This window comes from Saccharospirillum sp. HFRX-2 (genome assembly GCF_043196805.1).
Classification (GTDB): domain Bacteria; phylum Pseudomonadota; class Gammaproteobacteria; order Pseudomonadales; family Natronospirillaceae; genus Saccharospirillum.
On record NZ_JBEBMU010000001.1, the window covers coordinates 320,690 to 338,131 of the forward strand.

The window sequence follows — 17,442 nt, forward strand, 5'->3', positions numbered from 1 at the left end:
GTTCTCCGTATTGAGCGATATCAACTCAGGTGGGCGGTGCGACCTTTATGATCGAGCTTATCATCGGTTGCGGCAAGCGCTAAGCGGTGATCTGCGTTGATGCAGGCGTTTACAGCCATGGAGACAACAATGAAGACCGTCTTTATTGCCGGAGCCACCGGTTATCTGGGGCGTTATCTGGTCAGTCATTTTGCGCAGGCCGGATGGCAGGTTAAAGCGCTGGTGCGCGATGCCAACCGAGCCGCCGATCTGGGCGCGCATCAGTTAGTGGTGGCCGAAGCCACCCAGCCGGAAACACTGAGTGGGCATTTCGATCAGGTCGATCTGGTGGTGTCGAGCCTGGGTATTACCCGGCAAAAAGATGGGCTGGATTATTGGGATGTCGACTATCAGGCCAACCTCAATCTGCTTGAAGCAGCGTTGGCTGCGGGCGTGCCGCACTTTGCCTATGTGCATGTGATCGGCGCGCAACGGATGTTGCAGGTGCCGATGGTGGCCGCCAAACAAGCCTTTGTTGAGCGGTTGCAGGCGGCGTCCATTACCAGCACGGTGATCGCGCCTTCCGGTTATTTTTCGGATATGGCGGACTTTCTTAATATGGCGAAATCCGGTCGAGTCTGGTTGTTTGCTGATGGCGAACTGAAGTTAAACCCGATTCATGGCGACGACCTGGCTCAGGCCATTGTCGAAGCCTGTACTGCGCAACGCGCTTGGCTCGATATCGGTGGCCCTGAAGTGCTGACCCAGAATCAGTTGGCGCAATTGGCGTTCACCGCCATGCAGCGACCGGCAAGAGTCACCCATCTGCCTGACTGGATTCGTCGCCTGCTGTTAAAGGTGCTGCCTTTAGCACCGCGTTCGATCAGTGGCCCAGCGCGTTTCTTTCTGACCGCCATGGCCGAGGACATGGTCGGCGAGCGCTATGGTCGTCACCGCCTGCTGGATCATTTCAAAGCTCAGTTGGATCGACAGGACTGAGAGCAGCGCGCAGATCAACGCTGCGCGTTTCCCAGAAATCCAGATTCAAATGTTGCTCTAAATCGTTCAGATGATGGCGCATGCATTGGATGGCCGGCTGGGGATCACGGCTTTCGATGGCCGTGATGATGTCACCGTGTTCGTCACAGCCGCATTGCGGATCGCTGTGGCGCTGGTACAACGAAATGATCAACGAACTGCGCGTGATCAGATCTTTCAATACGTCTTCCAACACCGGATTGCCCGCCAGCCGCGCCAGCAATAAATGAAACTGGCCCGACTCGCGGATGATCGCCTCGCGCTGGCCGCGTTCAATGGCCGCCTGTTCCTGGTCGCGCTGTTTGCGCAGTAATGCCAGGTTTAAAGCACCGCGCCGACTCACCAGAATTTCGATAATGCCGCGCTCAATGACCGAGCGTGCGGCAAACACCGCACGCGCTTCTTCCACCGACGGCTGGGCGATGCTGGCGCCTTTATTCGGCTCAATGCTGACGATACGTTTTAATGCCAGCCGTTGCAGCGCCACTCGTACATGGTTGCGATTGGCGTTCAGGCTTTCTACTAATTGCGCTTCTACCAAACGCGTGCCTGGCGGCAAACGTTGCTCCGCCACAGCCCGGTCGATGGTGGCGACGATGCGATCAATTTCACTGGCTTTGTTGGCTGGCTTCATAGTCTCACCTGGAAAAAGTCCAAGAAGGCGCTTCAAAATTGTTAACAATTTTTTGAGCTTTTTTGGCACCGAAAGCGGGCAGCGCGCCCGATTTTGGCTCAAAAAAGTCACATCTCTGTGCGCCCGCTATCGGCGTATCCACCCCGCTTTAGATGGCCTTCTGGTCAGGTTTCAATCGAAAAACCCTTACAACTCAGGCGCTTAGGTCAGTGCTTTGCGGCTGGCACTGCAGTTGCAATAAATCTGCCATCAATTGCTAACAATTTATCTGAGGCGCATTGAGATGGCAGGATCGGTCGAGCTGGTAAAACTGACCAAGGCGTATGACGGCCAGACCGCCGTCGACGGCATTAATTTGCGCATTCCCGATGGCAGTTATTGCTGTTTGCTCGGCCCCAGCGGCTGCGGCAAGAGCACGACTTTGCGCATGATCGCCGGCCACGAAGTGGTGAGCGATGGCGACATTCTGCTCAACAACCGCAACGTCACCGATCGTTCACCGCGCCAGCGCGGCACCGCCATGATGTTCCAAAACTACGCGCTGTTTCCGCATCTGTCGTGTCGCGACAATGTTGCCTATGGCTTGAAGATCGCCGGCCAATCAAAAAGCGAGCGTCACCGTGCGGCCGATGAAATGCTCGAGCTGGTCAATATGAGTCAGCACGCTGATAAATTGCCGACGCAGTTATCCGGTGGTCAGCAACAACGCATCGCCTTGGCGCGGGCGCTGATCTGTCGCCCGGAAGTGGTGTTGCTCGATGAACCTTTGTCGGCGCTCGATCCGTTTTTGCGCATTCAGATGCGCAAGGAATTGAAGCAGTTGCAGCGCGACCTGGGGCTGACCTTTATTCACGTCACGCACTCCCAGGAAGAAGCCTTTGCCTTAGCCGATCTGGCGGTGGTGATGAACGATGGCGTGATCGAACAAAGCGGTCATCCGCGCAGCATTTTTGAAGCACCGGCGTCGCCTTTTGTAGCGCACTTTATTGGCGGTCATAACGTCCTGACGCCCGGTGCTGAGCCCCTGGCAGGAGAAAGCAGTCGCTTCTCCATTCGCGCCGACCGACTCGGAATTGCCGCGCCTCAAACCGACCTCCCCGAACCCAGCGCCCGTGTCGAAGCCACCATCGTCGATGTGGAATTCCAGGCGCAATTTTACTTCGTCGAAGCCCGCCTGGACGACGGCCAGGCGGTGATGTGCTACTTGCCCGAAGCGCAGTTGGATGCGGCGGTGGTAGCACCAGAACAACGCGTGGTCCTTCACTGGGACCGCGCGGCCGTCAATCGTTTCGAAGCTCCCCAATAAGAGAACCTGACAAGAACCCTGACCCCGAGGATCCAACCGATGAACGATCAAGACCCAACCAAGCTCGACAACACGCCGGACGACAGCGGCGTTAACCCGACTGAAACTGAAAGCGTAACCAGTAAAACCAGCAGCGGCCTGTCGCGTCGTTCGGTATTAAAAGGCGCCGCCGGTGCCGGTGTAGCGGCGGTAACTGGTTTCCCGATGATCTGGGCGCAGAACATTCAGAACGTCACCCTGCGTCAGTTCGGTACCGGTGTTTCCAACCTCAACGCCATCGCCGAAAAATGTAAGGAAGATTTGGGTTTCAATCTGCAACTGACCTCGCTCGATTCCGACAGCGTGACTCAGCGTGCGGTGACTCAGCCGAATTCTTACGACATCGCCGACATTGAATACTGGATTTGTAAGAAGGTTTATCCGTCCGGCGTGATGCAGCCGTTGGACGTCAGCCGACTGAGCAATTACGACAAGATTTCCCAGCTGTTTATTACCGGTCGTCTGACTGAAGATTCCGAGATCGCTCAAGGCACCGCGCCGCACACCGTCGGTTTCGTACCGAGCCAGGATGCGACCACCTTTGCCGATGGTCCGACCAACTGGATGACGCTGATTCCGACTATTTATAACGCCGATACCCTGGGCATTCGTCCCGACCTGATCGACCGTCCGATCACTTCCTGGGCCGACATCATGGACCCGGCTTTTAAAGGCCAGACCTCGCTGATCAACGTGCCGTCCATCGGCATTATGGATGCGGCGATGATCTGCGAAGCCATGGGTGAAATCACTTACGGCGACAAGGGCAATATGACCCGCGCTGAGATCGATCAGACCATCGAAATCTTAAAAGCCGCCAAACGCGACGGCCAGTTCCGCGCCTTCTGGAAGACCTTCGATGAGTCGGTGAATTTGATGGCATCGGGCGAGGTGGTTATTCAGAGCATGTGGTCACCGGCTGTGGCTGCGGTGCGCAGTCAGGGCATCGCCTGCCGTTACCAGCCGCTGCAGGAAGGCTACCGTGCCTGGGGTGGTGGCTTGGGCATCGCCGGTCATCTGTCCGGTCTGGAATTGGATGCAGCCTACGAATACATCGACTGGTATCTGTCGGGCTGGGTTGGCGCTTACCTGAATCGTCAGGGTTACTACAGCGCGGCACCGGAAACGTCCAAGCAGTACATGAGCGACGACGAATGGGGTTACTGGATGGAAGGTCGCGAAGCCCAGGGCGACATTTTGAGCCCGAGCGGCGATATCATGGAAACCGCCGGTGCGGTGCGCGACGGTGGCTCCTATGAAGACCGCATGGGCAGTGTCGCCTGCTGGAACTCGGTGATGGACGAGAACCAGTACATGGTGCGCAAGTGGAACGAATTTATCGTTTCCTAAGGCGCTGATGTCTGAGGCGCCGGTGTCTGGCTGGTCAGCATCGGCGGCCTCTTTTTTTGAATGATTTTTGCTCGGGATAAGGCTATGTCGGCAACCAAAAATCTGCACGCCTATTGGCAGGCTTCACCACTGACCTTGGTGCTGTTGGCCTTTCTGGTGTTTCCGATCATCGTTATCGGCATCGTCAGTTTCTGGAACTACAACGCCTACTCGCTGATTCCCGATTTTATCTTCGATAACTACGCTTATTTGCTGACCTCACCGGTCACGCTTAAGGCCTATATCAATACTTTTCAGTTTGCCTTTTTGGCCTGGTTTTTCACCCTGGCGATTGGTTTTACCGTGGCTTATTTTCTGGCCTTTCATATTCATTCGGTGAAGGCGCAGACGATCTGTTTTCTGATCTGCACGGTGCCGTTTTTTACCTCCAATATCATCCGCATGATTTCCTGGATTCCGTTACTCGGTCGTAATGGTTTGGTGAATTCTTCGTTGATGTCAGCAGGCATTATCGACCAGCCGCTGACCTTTTTGTTGTACAGCGATTTCGCCGTGGTGCTGGCCTATGTGCATCTGTACAGCCTCTTTATGGTGGTGCCGATTTTCAATTCCATGATGCGCATTGATCGCAGCCTGGTTGAAGCCGCGGTCGATGCCGGTGCCAATGCCTTTCAGGTATTGCGCGACGTGGTCGTGCCGCTGTCGAAGTCGGGCATTATCGTCGGCAGTATTTTTGTGATGACGCTGGTGATGGGCGATTTTGTGACCGTGAAAATCATGGGCGGCGGCATTACCGCCAATGTCGGCATGATGATCTACAACGAGATTTCCTTGCTGCAATATCCTGCAGCGGCGGCCGGTGCCGTGGTGTTGCTGGCGACGGTATTGATGATGCTGGTGATCCTCTTCCGTCTGGTCGATATCCGCAAGGAGCTGTGACATGAAACGATCGCTCAGTTTTTATCTGCTCGCGGCTTTTTTCGGACTCTTCGTGCTGTTTCTGTACGGCCCGACGCTGACTATTGCCATTCTCTCTTTCCAAGGCCCGGATGGCGGTCTGACCTTCCCGATGCGCGGTGTCTCCGTGCATTGGTTTGGGCAACTCTTTCAGGCCCAGGCGGTGGGTAATTTTGGCACCGCCTTAACGCGGTCGCTGTTGCTCGGTTTGGCGGTAATGATCTGCACGGTGGTGTTTTCGCTGCTCGCCGGCCTGGCGTTTCGCAAGCGCTTTAAAGGCAGCGGCGTGCTGTTTTATCTGACGCTTGCCAGCCTGATTATTCCGTCCATTTTGATCAGCCTGGGCATCGGTTTGATGTTCGATCGTTTGGAGTGGACGCCGGCCTGGTTCAGTTCCGGTTTTGGTTCGCATCTGACCTGGACGCTGCCCTTCGGCCTGCTGATTATGTTTGCGGTGTTCAATCGTTTCGATGCCAGTTATGAGATGGCCTCGGCCGATCTAGGCGCTTCGCACTGGCAGACCTTCCGTTACATTTTATTGCCCTTGTTGGCGCCGAGCCTGCTTGGCGTGGCGTTGTTTGGTTTTACCCTCAGCTACGATGAATTCGCGCGTACACTGATGACCTCGGGCAGTTTTAATACGCTGCCGCTGGAACTCTTTGCCATGACCACCAACGTCACCAGCCCGGTGCTTTATGCCTTGGGCACGCTGACCACGGTGATTTCGCTGAGTGTTATTGGTTTGATTCTGCTGGTAATGCGCCTGGCGCAGCGCCAACCCAAAGCGACATCCGAATCATGACCATCGCTGTGATCAACCCCAATGCCTCGGTCGCCATGACCGAGTTGATTGAACGCGAATGCCGTGGCTTGGATGGTTTGCGTCAGCCATTGAGCATTTATCGCTGTGAGCAATCGCCACCCAGTATTGAAGGTTACAGCGACGGCGCTCAGGCAGCTTTCTGGGTGGCCGAAACGGTGCGTCAGTTGGAAATGCTGGATGAAACTCCCGCGGCTTATGTGATCGCCTGTTTCGATGACACCGGCCTCGATGCAGCGCGCGAACTGACGCGCTCGCCGGTGCTCGGCATTGGTGAAGCGGCGATGCAGGCCGCCAGTCTGGTGGGCAATCGCTTTACTGTTTTAACCAGCCTGGAGCGCTCCATTCCGATTCTAAGCCGCAACCTGCGCCACTACGGTTATAGCGACCGCTGCGCCGGTGTTTATGCCTCGAATGTCTCTGTGCTGGCGCTGGAAGCCGACCCGACCAGTTACGATCAGGTGCTCGAACGCGCCTGGGTGGCGCTGGAACAAAGCCGGGGTGAGACGCTGGTGCTGGGTTGTGCCGGCATGAGCGGCTGGGTGGCGCGGCTGCAAAAAGACGTCGGTGTACCGGTGATCGATGGCGTGCGTATCGCCGTGGTGGTGGCCGATGCTTTGGCGAGCCTGGGATTACAGACCAGCAAGTCGCTGGGTTATGCCTTTCCCGAAACCAAGTAGATGCCTGGGCGGTTTTCGTCTGGCCTGTTACTGACTGGCAAACCTTCTATAATGCCCGCCATTCTTGCCAAGCCGACCAGGACATCCGATGACTCTCAGCATCCCGCCCGAACTCGTTCCCAAAGCCGCCAGTGGTACGCTCTACATCGTCTCGGCGCCGTCGGGTGCCGGTAAAAGCAGCCTGGTTAATGCGCTGATCAAACGGTTGCCCTTCGTCTATCTGTCAATTTCGCACACCACGCGCGGCATGCGTCCGGGTGAAACCGATGGCGAGCATTATCACTTTGTGTCGCGCGATGAGTTTCTCGCCATGGTCGAACGCGGCGAGTTTCTGGAACACGCTCAGGTGTTCGACAACTACTACGGCACCAGCCAGGTCTGGGTGCAGCAGCAGTTGGACGAGGGCCACGATGTGATTCTGGAAATCGACTGGCAGGGCGCGCAGCAGATTCGCCAGCAGATGCCCAAGACGCTGGGCATTTTTATTATGCCGCCGTCGCGTGAGGCCTTGCAGGAGCGCCTGGAAAAACGCGCTCAGGACAGCGCCGAAGTCATCGCCCGGCGCATGCGCGATGCCACCAACGAGATGTCGCACTACCACGAATACGATTACGTGACGGTGAACGACGACTTCTACAAAGCGCTCGATGAACTCTGCGCCATTTTTATCGCCAACCGCCAGACGCTGGAAAAACAGCAGGAATCACACGGCGACTTGTTCAAGCATTTGCTGAACGACTGATACCTCTGAACGATTAGCGGCTAGGCGTAATAGAGCCCAATCGGTCGACCTTTAAAGCGTTCGATGGTCATGTCGATGTCATACAGCGCTTTCATTTTCTCCGCCGTGATTAACTCTTCCGGGTGTCCCTGAAACACCAGCTTGCCGCCTTGCAGGGCGACAATGTCGTCGGCGTAATAGGCGGCGAAGTTGATGTCGTGCAATACGATGATCACTTTCTTGCCCATCTCTACACTGGCGCGTTGCATCAGCTTCATAATGTCGACGGCGTGTTTCATATCGAGATTATTCAGCGGTTCGTCGAGCAGCACGTAGTCAGTGTCCTGGCACAGCACCATGGCGATATAGGCGCGTTGGCGTTGGCCGCCGGACAGCGTATCGAGAAAACGCTGCGCCAGCTCTTCCAGGTTCAGAAACGCCAGCGCGCGTTGCACCTGCTCCAGGTCTTTCGGGCCGGGCCGGCCTTTGCAGTATGGGTAGCGACCGAAGGTGACCAAGTCGATCACTCTCAGCCGGGTGCTGATCTGGTTTTCCTGACGCAGAATCGCCAGCTTACGCGCCAGTGTCATCGACGGCGTGGTGGTGATGTCCAGCCCATCGATATGCACCGTGCCGGCATCGATCGATTGCAACCGGCTGATCATACCCAGCAGTGTCGACTTGCCCGCGCCATTAGGACCGATGATGGCGGTCACGCCGGCTTCCGCCAGATTCAGGCTGACATCATCGACAACGGTGCTGTCGCCATAGCGTTTACTCAGGTTGCGGATTTCGATCATCAACGTCGCCCCTGTCGGATAACCAGAAGAATGAAAAACAGCCCGCCGCCGAATTCGATCAGAATGCTCAAGCCGGTGCCAAAGTGCAGCAGGTGTTCGAGAATCGCCTGACCGCCAAGCAGCATGACGACCGCCAGCAGACCGGCCATCGGCAAGATATAGCGATGCTGATGCGTGCCGGCCAGCGCGTAGGCGAGGTTGGCGACCAGCAAGCCGAAGAAGGTAACCGGCCCGACCAGAGCGGTAGAGATCGACACCAGAATGGCGATGCCTACTAAGGTGCGCATCACCAGCGTGCGCTGATCCAGGCCCAGGCTGATGGCTGGATCGTCGCCCAGACTGAGCACATCGTAAGCATGACGTGCACGCCACAGCAGCGCGCTGACGATGGCAGCGACCAACAGCGAAATGCCCAGCAGCGAACTATCGATCCGATTGAAGCTGGCGAACATCACATCTTGCAGGGCGTCGAATTCGGCCGGGTCCATCATGCGGGTGATCAGAGAGGTAAAAGAGCGGAACAGTACGCCGAAAATCAGCCCGACCAGTACCAGCAAATGCAGGTCGCGGCGCTGGCGCACGAACAGCCAGTAATAGAGCGCACAGATCGCGCCGGTCATCACCGCTACATCGAGCAGCCACTTCAATTGGGCATTGATCTGCACATAAAACAGATTGCCCAGGGTAAACACCAGCACCGACTGCAACAGCAGATAGAGCGCATCGAAGCCCATGATGCCGGGGGTGAGAATGCGGTTGTGGGTCAGTGTTTGGAACAGCACGGTGGACAGGGCGATGCAGTAACCGACCAGCGCAATGGCGATGAGTTTTTCGCCGCGAAACGACAGCGTGAATGCCCAACTGGCGCGGACGTTCCAGGTCATAAAGGCGATGCCCGCCAGCACCGTTAGCAAGGCGACCAAAACCAAGCGCGCTGCGGGCGACCAGTCTTTCAGCGAGCGCATCATGAACGCGCCTCAGAGCCGCGTAACAACAAATAGATAAAACAGGCACTGCCGATAACACCAAAGACAGTGCCGATGGGAATCTCGTACGGATAACGCAGCAAACGGCCGATGATGTCGCACGCCAACACCAGTGCCGCGCCCATCAGCGCCACCCAGGGCAGCGAGCGACGCAGATGATCACCCATCATCAAGCTGACCACGTTGGGTACCACCAGGCCGAGAAAGGGAATCACGCCGGTGGTAACAACGGTGACCGCCGAAATCATCGATACGATGGCCAGGCCGAACAACAATACCCAGCGGTAATTCAAACCCAGGTTGGTGGCGAAATCGCGGCCCATACCGGCCACGGTAAAACGATCGGCGGTGAAGTAGGCGATAACGGCGAGCGCTGCGCCAATCCACAGTAATTCATAGCGACCGCGCAAGATGGCGGAGAAGTCGCCGTTGGTCCAGTTGGCGAGCGATTGCATCAAGTTCAGCCGGTACGCGATAAAGGCGATTACCGCCCCGACCACGCCACCAAACATAATGCCGATCAGCGGGACCATTACCGTCGAATGCAGCGGCACGGCGCGCAGCAAAGCCATAAATACCAGGCTGCCAGCCAGCGCGAACACCGAGGCGACCAGCATCTTGCCCATCACCGGCATGGCCGGCGCCACCAGCGTGACCAGCAGCAAACCGAGCATGGCGCATTCCACGGTGCCGGTGGTCGAAGGCTCAACAAAACGGTTGCGCGCTAGCATCTGCATCAGCAGACCAGCCACCGACAGCGATACGCCGGCCAAAACCAGCGCCAGCGTTCGTGGCAGTCGGCTGATCAGCAGGATTTGCACATCGCGGCTGGTCATTTGCGTCAGATGCAGTTCGGCAACGCCGATCAACAGACTCAGCGCGAACAGCAACAGAAACACCGGCAGCGCCAGCCACCACAGTGGCAGCCGGCGCCTGGGTAAGGCGGGGCTATTAACGCTCAAGCGCGGCCTTGACCTCTGCGACCATCTGGCTGGTGGCGGTCAGGCCGGACATAACGATGTACCAGTTGACCGAATCCAGATAGGTGACCCGATCGTTCTGCACCGCATCCATCTGCTTGACCAGATCGTTATCCAGGGTGGCGCGAGCAGCATCGCCGGCGTTGATGGCTGAATCGCGGTCGATCACGAACAGAGTGTCCGGGTTGGTTTCGAGCAGGAATTCGAATGACACCGGGTCGCCGTGAGTGGCGGCTTCGACATCTTCGATCACCGCTTTGACGCCCAGCTCATCGTGCAACCAGCCAAAACGTGAGCCCGGACCGTAAGCGCTGACCCGGCCGCCGGAGGTCATAATAATCAGCGCCGTGCCGGCATCGGCTGCCAGGGCGCGGGTCGCTTCAACATTGGCGTCGAGTTCGCTCAGCTGTGCGCTGGCTTCATCCTGGTGGCCAAAGATTTCGCCCAGAGTGGTGACGCGATTGCGCAGTTGATCCAGATAGTTTTCACCCCAGACGGTCATATCGATGGTCGGCGCGATCTTGCTCAGGTCGTCATAAGCGGCAGACGAACGGTTGGCGACGATGATCAAATCCGGCTGCAGTGCGGCCAGGGTTTCAAAATCCGGTTCGAACAGGGAGCCGACGTTGGTGTAGTCGTCGCCGCGATATTTCGACAGCCGCTCGGGCACGAAATCCTGCGGCAGGCCGACGACCTCGATGCCGAGAGTATCGAGCGTATCGAGACTGGCGATGTCGAAGGTCACCACACTTTGGGGGGTCGCCTCCAGGGTCGTCGTGCCCTGGGCGTGTTCAACGGTGATCTCGGCCAGGCTGGCCGTACTCAGGCTGGCGGCCAGCAGGCCGGTGGTAACCAGTGCAGACATCCTCATGGGGCGCTCCTTGTTGTTTATCGTCGGCAGATTTTGGCAGTCGATTGTAGCAGCGCAAACTGAAAACTAAATAAGAGTAATGCGCATTCGCTGATGCGGGTCAAAATGACCGGAACGCTGCGCTTGAATGCTCTGCACCGCTACTTGTGGTTTTGCTCAAAGTCCGTACAATTCGCCGGCTCGAAAGATTGCTCGAACCCATTCCCGCTCGCTGAGGAGACTCTGATGGCTCGTGTCACTGTTGAAGATTGCCTGGAAAACGTGGCCAACCGCTTTGAATTGATCATGGTGGCCAGCAAGCGTGCTCGTCAGCTTGCCAATGACGGTGCCGACGCACTGGTACCGGAAGAAAATGACAAGCCGACGGTCATCGCGCTGCGTGAAATCGCTGAACAGAAGATCAACCCGGCTGCCATTCTGGCCGAAGGCAAAGAAGACGATCTCGACGTCGATTTCGGCTGATCCTATCGTCAGACTTTTTGCTTGATCGTTAAAAAACCGGGCCTGTCCCGGTTTTTTTATTGCTGCGCCACCCGCATTGATTACACTTAAAGTCAGTAACCACTAGGAATGCCGCCGCCTTGCTCACTGTTGATGCCTTAGCCAAACGGCTTGAGAGCTATCTGGAACCGGATAACATTCGTCGTATCCGGCGGGCGTATTTTTATGCCGAGCAAGCGCACGAAGGCCAGATGCGCCGTAGCGGCGAGCGCTATATCACCCATCCGCTGGCCGTCGCCAATATCCTCTGTGAAATGCACATGGACCATCAAAGCCTGATGGCCGCCATGCTGCACGATGTTATCGAAGACACCGCCGTCTCCAAAGAAGCGCTGGCCGAACAGTTTGGTCCGGGCGTGGCTGAGCTGGTCGATGGCGTCTCCAAGCTGACTCATCTGGAATTCGAAACCAAAAAAGAAGAGCAGGCCGAGAACTTCCAGAAAATGGTGCTGGCGATGTCGAAAGACATCCGCGTCATCCTGGTCAAACTCGCTGACCGCTTACACAACATGCGCACTCTGGGCGCCATGCCGCCAGAGAAAAAACGCCGCAAGGCGCGGGAAACGCTCGATATCTATGCGCCCATCGCGCTGCGCCTGGGCATCAACGATCTGCGTATCGAGCTGGAAAACCTGGCGTTTGAATCGCTCTATCCGCTGCGTGCCCAGCGCATTGCTACGGCCATCAAAAAAAGTCGCGGTAACCGCAAGGAACTGGTCGGCCAGATTCGTCAGGCGCTGGCTGAACGGTTGTCGACGGAAGGTCTGGAAGTGCAGGTGATTGGTCGCGAGAAGCATCTGTTTTCCATCTACAACAAGATGAAAGACCAGAAGAAGACGTTGCAGGAAATTCTCGACGTCTATGGTTTTCGCATCATCACCCAGTCGGTCGATGCCTGTTACCGAACGCTGGGCGTGGTACACAACTTTTATAAGCCGGTGCCGAACCGCTTCAAGGATTACATCGCCATTCCCAAGGCGAACGGTTACCAGAGTCTGCATACGACTTTGATTGGTATGAACGGTGTGCCCATCGAAATCCAGATCCGCACTCAGGAAATGGAAGACATGGCCAACCACGGTATTGCTGCTCACTGGTTGTATAAGAACGAAGACAGTTCCGACAACAGCCCGACGCATGCCCGTGCCCGTCGCTGGGTAAAAGGGCTGCTGGAGATGCAGGAACGCGCCGGCAACCCGGTGGAATTTATCGAAAACGTGAAGATCGATCTGTTCCCGGATGAGATTTACGTGTTTACGCCCAAAGGCAAAATTCTCGAAGTGCCCAAGGGCGCGACGGCGGTCGACTTCGCCTATGCGGTGCACACCGACATCGGTAACGCCTGCGTCGGCTGTCTGGTGAATCGACAGATTGCGCCGCTGAGCCAACCGCTGAACAGCGGCGATACCATTAAGATCATCACCGCCCCGGGCGCGCGGCCGAATCCGGCCTGGCTGAATTTTGTCATTACCGCCAAGGCGCGTTCCAACATCCGTCACTTCCTGAAGAATCTGAAAAAGCAGGATTCCATCGAACTGGGTCGCAAGCTGCTCAATAATTCTTTGCGCAATTTCGAGACCGAACTGGAGGCGCTTTCAGACGCCAGCATTCAGTCTTTGTTGCAGGAATATCAGCTGTCGAAGCTCGATGAGTTGCTGGAAGACATCGGTCTGGGCAATCGCGTGGCCTATGTGGTGGCGCGCCGTCTGCTTAACGATTGCGCCGAAACCTCGGAAGCCAGCACCGATAAAGCCATGACCGTCAGCGGCACCGAAGGCATGTTGGTGACCTACGCCAAATGCTGCCGGCCGATTCCGGGCGATCCGATTGTCGGGCTGATCAGCAAAGGCAAAGGCATGGTCATTCACACCGAGCAGTGCCGCAATATTGTCGAAATGCGCAAAGACCCGGATCGCTGTATGCACCTGCGCTGGGATAAATCGATGGAAGGCGAATTTGTCGTCGACCTGAGGGTGGAAATGCGCAACAGCCGCGGCGTGCTGGCCGGCGTTGCTAATGCGGTGTCTCAGGCCGACGCCAACATTGAGAGCATCGAAATGCAGGACCGCGATGCCACGACCAGCCGACTTAACCTCACCGTTTCGGTCACCAGCCGTCAGCATTTGGCGCGGGTGATTCGTCGGCTGCACGGCTTGCCGGCGGTCGGTTCCATCGAACGGGTGCAGGGTTAAGGCTGCACTCCTGGCGTCACCTGCGCTAAGCTCTGCGCATCTTAATCAAGGGATGCGTTCATGCCCGAATTTCCAATCTCAGCAAGCTGGTTCACCGAAGTCTGGTCCGCCGAAGGCTCGGCCTTTTCGCTGGAGGTGACTGAAAAGCTGCACGAAGAAACCAGCGAGTTTCAGCACATCGAAATCTATCAAACGCGTCATTGGGGCAAGCTGATGGTGCTCGATGGCTGCTATATGGTCACCGATCGCGATAACTTTCTGTACCACGAAATGCTCACTCATCCGGCGCTCTATACCCATCCGAATCCGAAAAAAGTGCTGATTATTGGCGGTGGCGATTGCGGAACCTTGCGCGAAGTCTTGCGTCACCCGGACGTTGAGCAGGTTTGGCAGGTGGAGATCGATGAACGTGTTACCCGCCTGGCCGAGCAGTATTTCCCGGCGCTGTGTGAAGCGAACAACGACCCGCGCGCCAGCCTGTTGTTTGAAGACGGCATCGCCTGGATTCGCAACTGCGAGCCGGGTGAGCTGGATTTGATTATTGTTGATTCCACCGATCCAGTCGGCCCCGCTGCGGGCTTGTTCAATCGCGAATTTTTCGGCCACTGTCTGCGCGCTTTGGGTAAGGATGGCTTGTTGGTGCAACAAAGTGAAAGTCCGCTGTTTCATACCGAATCGCTGATTCGAGAAATGCGTTCTGAGCTGTCGGCTGCCGGTTTGGTGAACCAACTGACGCTGCCGTTCCCGCAGCCGATTTATCCGTCCGGCTGGTGGAGTTGCACCCTGGCCAGCGCCGGTTTGAATGTCCGTCAGTTCCGCACCGAGGCAGCCCAAAACAAGCCCTTTGCCACCCGCTATTACAACGCTGGTGTGCACAGCGGTGCCTTGAATCCGCCGGAATTTATGAAGGCGCTGGACGCGGATTAGTCATTTTCTGGTAAAACCCTGACACGGATGCGACCGGCTGTATTGGCAGGCCGCTAGAATGGCGCCTTTGCTGCATTTTGGAGTCGTTATGATTGATCGCCTTGCTCGTTTTATGGCTTCGCGCTGGTATTGGCTGGGTTTGATGGTGCTCGCCCTGGTGCTCGAAGGCGTTGCCTTGTTTTATCAGCACGTCTTGAACGAGCCCCCCTGCGTGATTTGCATCCACGCCCGTTTGTGGGTGTTGGGTATTTTGCTGGCTGGCGGTTTGGGCATGACGTTGCGACAGCATTGGTGGGGCCAGGTAGTGGCGCAGTCGGTGTTGATCATCAGCTTGCTTGGCTTGCTCGAGCGTTCCTGGGTGGGCGTGCAGATTGAGCGCGGTATCTATGAGGGTGCCTGCGGCATGGATCCGGGTTTTCCGGCTTGGTTACCGCTCGATGACTGGTTTCCCAACCTGCTGCAAGTCTGGACCATGTGCGGTTATTCGCCAGTGATGCCGTTCGGTCTGACCATGGTAGAAACCCTGACCTATGGTTCTGTGCTGGGATTATTACTGGCGGCTCTGGGCCTGGTGGTGATGGTGATTCGCCGTCGCTGATTGTCTAGGCTAATTCGGACAACGTTGCAGGCTTAAGTTTTGGAGAGGCCAATGAGCACCCCTATTGAAACCACCATAGCGCCACGCGACCAATCCTTGATGGGGTTGCCCATCCGTCGTCTGTTGCCCTGGCGTGGACAACGGCATTGCGGACCTTTTGTATTTCTCGATCATATGGGGCCGCACACTTTGGCGCCGGGCGAAGGTCTGGATGTGCCGCCGCATCCGCATATTGGTTTGTCGACACTGACCTGGTTGTTCAGCGGCGAACTGGAGCATCGTGATTCACTGGGCAGCCTGCAAACCATTCGTCCCGGTGAAGTGAATTGGATGACCGCCGGACGCGGCATTGTGCACTCCGAACGCAGCCCGGACAGCGAGCGTGACGGCGAATCTCATATCGAGGGTCTGCAGTTCTGGGTGGCGCAACCGCAACACACTGAAGCCGGCGAGCCGCGTTTTGAGCATTATTCGGATGCAGAACTGCCAGCCTGGCAAAGCGATAACGCCAGCTGGGTTCTGGTTGCCGGTCAATGGCATCAGCATCGTTCTCCAGTGCAGACCGATTCCGAACTGGCGCTGTTGGATGTGCGTACGACCGCCGCCGGAACGCTGCAGTTAACTGACCTGGATGACGACTGGGAATGGGGTATTTACCCCTTGTCGGGTGCGTTGCACTGGCAGGATGTGGAGCTGGCGCTGCGTCATCTGGGGGTGACCAATCAGCCAGCGACGTTGCGTTGGGAGGCGGGCAGTCACTTCGTGTTGTTTGGTGGCAAGACGCTCGGTGAACGTCGCATCGACTGGAACTTCGTTGCCTCCGATGAAACGCTGATCCGTCAGGCCCGCCAGGATTGGCAGGCGCATCAGTTTCCGGTCGTGCCGGGCGATGATGGCTATGTGCCTTACCCTGGCAGCGAGTAACACTCAGCCCGAGCGTACGCAGTTGCGGCCGGCTTGCTTGGCTTTGTAGAGCGCCTTGTCGGCGCGTTGAATGGCATCCTCTGGCGAATGGGCGTGGCGATTGTCGCTGACGCCAAACGACGCCGAAATACTCACCTTCTTGGCGCTGCCGGTATTACCGCGATGACGCTTGCCATCTTTCGATGAGCTGGGGCGGTCGGACTTACGCACCATCAGCGGATAGTCGGCGATGCGCTCGCGCAGTTCATCCAGAATGGGCGTGGCTTCTTCACGCGTCATACCGCGAAACACCAAGGTAAATTCCTCACCGCCATAGCGAAACACCCGCACGGGCAGGCGATGCTTGGACAGGATGCTGGCAACAACCCGCAGTACCTGATCGCCGGTTTCATGGCCCCAGGTATCGTTGAACGATTTGAAATGATCGACATCGGCCATGGCAATGGCATAGCGCCGGCCGAGCGTGCGCAACGACTGACTCAAAGCGCGGCGGTTGGGAATGTTGGTCAGGGCATCGCGGTAAGCGACTGAATAGGCATCGGTCAAAATGGTGGCGCCGATGACAATCGCCAGCGCAATCCAGACAAAGGAGGTTGCCTGCTCGCCCTGCCAGCTCAGCACCGCTGTCAGCAGTACACCCAGGCCGTGCCAGGGCCAACTGGCCGAGGGTTTGAGTACAAAGCGGAACAGGGCCGACAGCGCCGACAAAAAAATCAGCGTCAGAATGATCGGCGAAATATCGACGATGGCCAGTGGTTGTGGCCAGCGGCTTTGCGGCCATTGCTGCCAAGTGGCGGGTAATAAAGGCAACCAGGGCCAGAGCGCTATGATCAGCAGCATTAATAAAGGCAGCCAACTGCCGGTCAGTCGCAAGGGTTTATCGGGTCGCCAGAACGCCCATAACCAGGCCAGCCAGACGGCTAAAGCCGGGCCGGGTTCGATCACGGCTTCCTGACTCAGGCAGACGGTCATCAACACCAGCAGCAGCGTTAACCAGGCGGTGCGATGAAACACCATGGCCAGCACAGCGGTAGCGAGCAAGACCCAAACGGCGGGCGACAGCGTCATGCCATCAAAGTATGACAGCACGGCCGAAGACATCCGATACAGCGGGCTTTCAGACAAAGGAGACCTCGAAA

Annotated in this window: 18 protein-coding genes; 12 read left to right on the forward strand and 6 right to left on the reverse strand. The window is 56.9% G+C overall.

Going from position 1 to position 17,442, the window contains the following annotated elements; translation table 11 throughout:
• Nucleotides 1–129 precede the first annotated feature (129 nt).
• Nucleotides 130–978 (forward strand): SDR family oxidoreductase, encoded by an 849-nt coding sequence (locus tag ABMA60_RS01635; RefSeq protein WP_392797726.1) that lies wholly within the window; start codon nucleotides 130–132, stop codon nucleotides 976–978.
• On the opposite strand, the gene ABMA60_RS01640 is transcribed toward ABMA60_RS01635, so the two are convergent.
• Nucleotides 950–1,651 (reverse strand): GntR family transcriptional regulator, encoded by a 702-nt coding sequence (locus ABMA60_RS01640; RefSeq protein WP_392797728.1) that lies wholly within the window; start codon nucleotides 1,649–1,651, stop codon nucleotides 950–952. The two genes, ABMA60_RS01635 and ABMA60_RS01640, sit on opposite strands and share 29 nt — an antisense overlap.
• A 283-nt stretch (nucleotides 1,652–1,934) precedes the next feature.
• Between ABMA60_RS01640 and ABMA60_RS01645 the strand changes: the two genes are divergently transcribed.
• From ABMA60_RS01645 to gmk, 6 genes are all read left to right on the forward strand, one after another.
• A complete protein-coding gene (locus tag ABMA60_RS01645; protein ID WP_392797731.1) occupies nucleotides 1,935–2,957 on the forward strand; it encodes an ABC transporter ATP-binding protein in 1,023 nt (340 codons plus the stop codon).
• Between the two features lie 39 nt (nucleotides 2,958–2,996).
• Complete coding sequence (locus ABMA60_RS01650) at nucleotides 2,997–4,346, forward strand: PotD/PotF family extracellular solute-binding protein (protein ID WP_392797734.1); 1,350 nt, start codon at nucleotides 2,997–2,999, stop codon at nucleotides 4,344–4,346.
• Between the two features lie 84 nt (nucleotides 4,347–4,430).
• Nucleotides 4,431–5,285: an ABC transporter permease gene (locus ABMA60_RS01655; RefSeq protein WP_392797738.1), complete on the forward strand. Its 855-nt coding sequence runs from the start codon at nucleotides 4,431–4,433 to the stop codon at nucleotides 5,283–5,285.
• Between the two features lies 1 nt (nucleotide 5,286).
• Nucleotides 5,287–6,105 carry an ABC transporter permease gene (locus tag ABMA60_RS01660; protein ID WP_392797740.1) on the forward strand — a complete coding sequence of 273 codons (819 nt, stop codon included), beginning with the start codon at nucleotides 5,287–5,289 and terminating at the stop codon, nucleotides 6,103–6,105.
• Nucleotides 6,102–6,803 (forward strand): aspartate/glutamate racemase family protein, encoded by a 702-nt coding sequence (locus ABMA60_RS01665; RefSeq protein ID WP_392797743.1) that lies wholly within the window; start codon nucleotides 6,102–6,104, stop codon nucleotides 6,801–6,803. Before ABMA60_RS01660 ends, ABMA60_RS01665 begins: the two co-directional genes overlap by 4 nt.
• Nucleotides 6,804–6,891: 88 nt before the next feature.
• The gene (gmk, locus tag ABMA60_RS01670) at nucleotides 6,892–7,545 is read left to right on the forward strand and encodes a guanylate kinase (protein WP_392797746.1); all 654 of its coding nucleotides are present in this window, start codon (nucleotides 6,892–6,894) and stop codon (nucleotides 7,543–7,545) included.
• Nucleotides 7,546–7,565: 20 nt separating this feature from the next.
• On the opposite strand, the gene ABMA60_RS01675 is transcribed toward gmk, so the two are convergent.
• The 4 genes from ABMA60_RS01675 to ABMA60_RS01690 are packed head-to-tail and all read right to left on the reverse strand — an operon-like array spanning nucleotide 7,566 to nucleotide 11,155.
• Entirely contained in the window at nucleotides 7,566–8,324 is a 759-nt protein-coding gene (locus ABMA60_RS01675) for an ABC transporter ATP-binding protein (RefSeq protein ID WP_392797749.1), read from the reverse strand.
• Nucleotides 8,324–9,292, reverse strand: a complete 969-nt coding sequence (locus ABMA60_RS01680) for an iron chelate uptake ABC transporter family permease subunit (protein WP_392797752.1) — start codon at nucleotides 9,290–9,292, stop codon at nucleotides 8,324–8,326. The genes ABMA60_RS01675 and ABMA60_RS01680 overlap by 1 nt, the downstream gene beginning before the upstream one ends.
• On the reverse strand, nucleotides 9,289–10,272 hold the full coding sequence (locus ABMA60_RS01685) for an ABC transporter permease (RefSeq protein ID WP_392797755.1): 984 nt from the start codon (nucleotides 10,270–10,272) through the stop codon (nucleotides 9,289–9,291). Before ABMA60_RS01685 ends, ABMA60_RS01680 begins: the two co-directional genes overlap by 4 nt.
• Complete coding sequence (locus tag ABMA60_RS01690; protein WP_392797757.1) at nucleotides 10,262–11,155, reverse strand: siderophore ABC transporter substrate-binding protein; 894 nt, start codon at nucleotides 11,153–11,155, stop codon at nucleotides 10,262–10,264. The genes ABMA60_RS01685 and ABMA60_RS01690 overlap by 11 nt, the downstream gene beginning before the upstream one ends.
• 231 nt (nucleotides 11,156–11,386) lie before the next feature.
• On the opposite strand from ABMA60_RS01690, the gene rpoZ reads away from it, so the two are divergent.
• The 5 genes from rpoZ (at nucleotide 11,387) to ABMA60_RS01715 (ending at nucleotide 16,303) form a co-directional block, all read left to right on the forward strand.
• Nucleotides 11,387–11,623: a DNA-directed RNA polymerase subunit omega gene (gene rpoZ / locus ABMA60_RS01695; RefSeq protein ID WP_392797759.1), complete on the forward strand. Its 237-nt coding sequence runs from the start codon at nucleotides 11,387–11,389 to the stop codon at nucleotides 11,621–11,623.
• Nucleotides 11,624–11,742: 119 nt separating this feature from the next.
• Nucleotides 11,743–13,854, forward strand: coding sequence for a bifunctional GTP diphosphokinase/guanosine-3',5'-bis pyrophosphate 3'-pyrophosphohydrolase (spoT, locus tag ABMA60_RS01700; RefSeq protein WP_392797761.1), 2,112 nt, complete (start codon nucleotides 11,743–11,745; stop codon nucleotides 13,852–13,854).
• 60 nt (nucleotides 13,855–13,914) lie between these two features.
• Nucleotides 13,915–14,781: a polyamine aminopropyltransferase gene (gene speE / locus ABMA60_RS01705; protein WP_392797763.1), complete on the forward strand. Its 867-nt coding sequence runs from the start codon at nucleotides 13,915–13,917 to the stop codon at nucleotides 14,779–14,781.
• 88 nt (nucleotides 14,782–14,869) lie between these two features.
• On the forward strand, nucleotides 14,870–15,379 hold the full coding sequence (locus tag ABMA60_RS01710) for a disulfide bond formation protein B (RefSeq protein ID WP_392797767.1): 510 nt from the start codon (nucleotides 14,870–14,872) through the stop codon (nucleotides 15,377–15,379).
• A gap of 51 nt (nucleotides 15,380–15,430) precedes the next feature.
• Complete coding sequence (locus ABMA60_RS01715; protein ID WP_392797770.1) at nucleotides 15,431–16,303, forward strand: pirin family protein; 873 nt, start codon at nucleotides 15,431–15,433, stop codon at nucleotides 16,301–16,303.
• Nucleotides 16,304–16,306: 3 nt separating this feature from the next.
• Here ABMA60_RS01715 and ABMA60_RS01720 read toward each other — a convergent pair whose 3' ends face one another.
• Nucleotides 16,307–17,392: a GGDEF domain-containing protein gene (locus tag ABMA60_RS01720; protein WP_392797773.1), complete on the reverse strand. Its 1,086-nt coding sequence runs from the start codon at nucleotides 17,390–17,392 to the stop codon at nucleotides 16,307–16,309.
• Between the last annotated feature and the right edge of the window lie 50 nt (nucleotides 17,393–17,442).

Bases quoted from the DNA above. Each gene is read 5' to 3' on its own strand.
- gmk (WP_392797746.1), top strand. From the start codon at position 6,892: ATGACTCTCAGCATCCCGCCCGAACTCGTTCCCAAAGCCGCCAGTGGT.
- rpoZ (WP_392797759.1), top strand. From the start codon at position 11,387: ATGGCTCGTGTCACTGTTGAAGATTGCCTGGAAAACGTGGCCAACCGC.
- ABMA60_RS01645 (WP_392797731.1), top strand. From the start codon at position 1,935: ATGGCAGGATCGGTCGAGCTGGTAAAACTGACCAAGGCGTATGACGGC.
- ABMA60_RS01675 (WP_392797749.1), bottom strand. From the start codon at position 8,324: ATGATCGAAATCCGCAACCTGAGTAAACGCTATGGCGACAGCACCGTT.
- ABMA60_RS01690 (WP_392797757.1), bottom strand. From the start codon at position 11,155: ATGTCTGCACTGGTTACCACCGGCCTGCTGGCCGCCAGCCTGAGTACG.
- ABMA60_RS01650 (WP_392797734.1), top strand. From the start codon at position 2,997: ATGAACGATCAAGACCCAACCAAGCTCGACAACACGCCGGACGACAGC.
- ABMA60_RS01665 (WP_392797743.1), top strand. From the start codon at position 6,102: ATGACCATCGCTGTGATCAACCCCAATGCCTCGGTCGCCATGACCGAG.
- ABMA60_RS01655 (WP_392797738.1), top strand. From the start codon at position 4,431: ATGTCGGCAACCAAAAATCTGCACGCCTATTGGCAGGCTTCACCACTG.
- ABMA60_RS01710 (WP_392797767.1), top strand. From the start codon at position 14,870: ATGATTGATCGCCTTGCTCGTTTTATGGCTTCGCGCTGGTATTGGCTG.
- ABMA60_RS01715 (WP_392797770.1), top strand. From the start codon at position 15,431: ATGAGCACCCCTATTGAAACCACCATAGCGCCACGCGACCAATCCTTG.
- ABMA60_RS01635 (WP_392797726.1), top strand. From the start codon at position 130: ATGAAGACCGTCTTTATTGCCGGAGCCACCGGTTATCTGGGGCGTTAT.
- ABMA60_RS01660 (WP_392797740.1), top strand. From the start codon at position 5,287: ATGAAACGATCGCTCAGTTTTTATCTGCTCGCGGCTTTTTTCGGACTC.
- ABMA60_RS01680 (WP_392797752.1), bottom strand. From the start codon at position 9,292: ATGATGCGCTCGCTGAAAGACTGGTCGCCCGCAGCGCGCTTGGTTTTG.
- ABMA60_RS01640 (WP_392797728.1), bottom strand. From the start codon at position 1,651: ATGAAGCCAGCCAACAAAGCCAGTGAAATTGATCGCATCGTCGCCACC.
- speE (WP_392797763.1), top strand. From the start codon at position 13,915: ATGCCCGAATTTCCAATCTCAGCAAGCTGGTTCACCGAAGTCTGGTCC.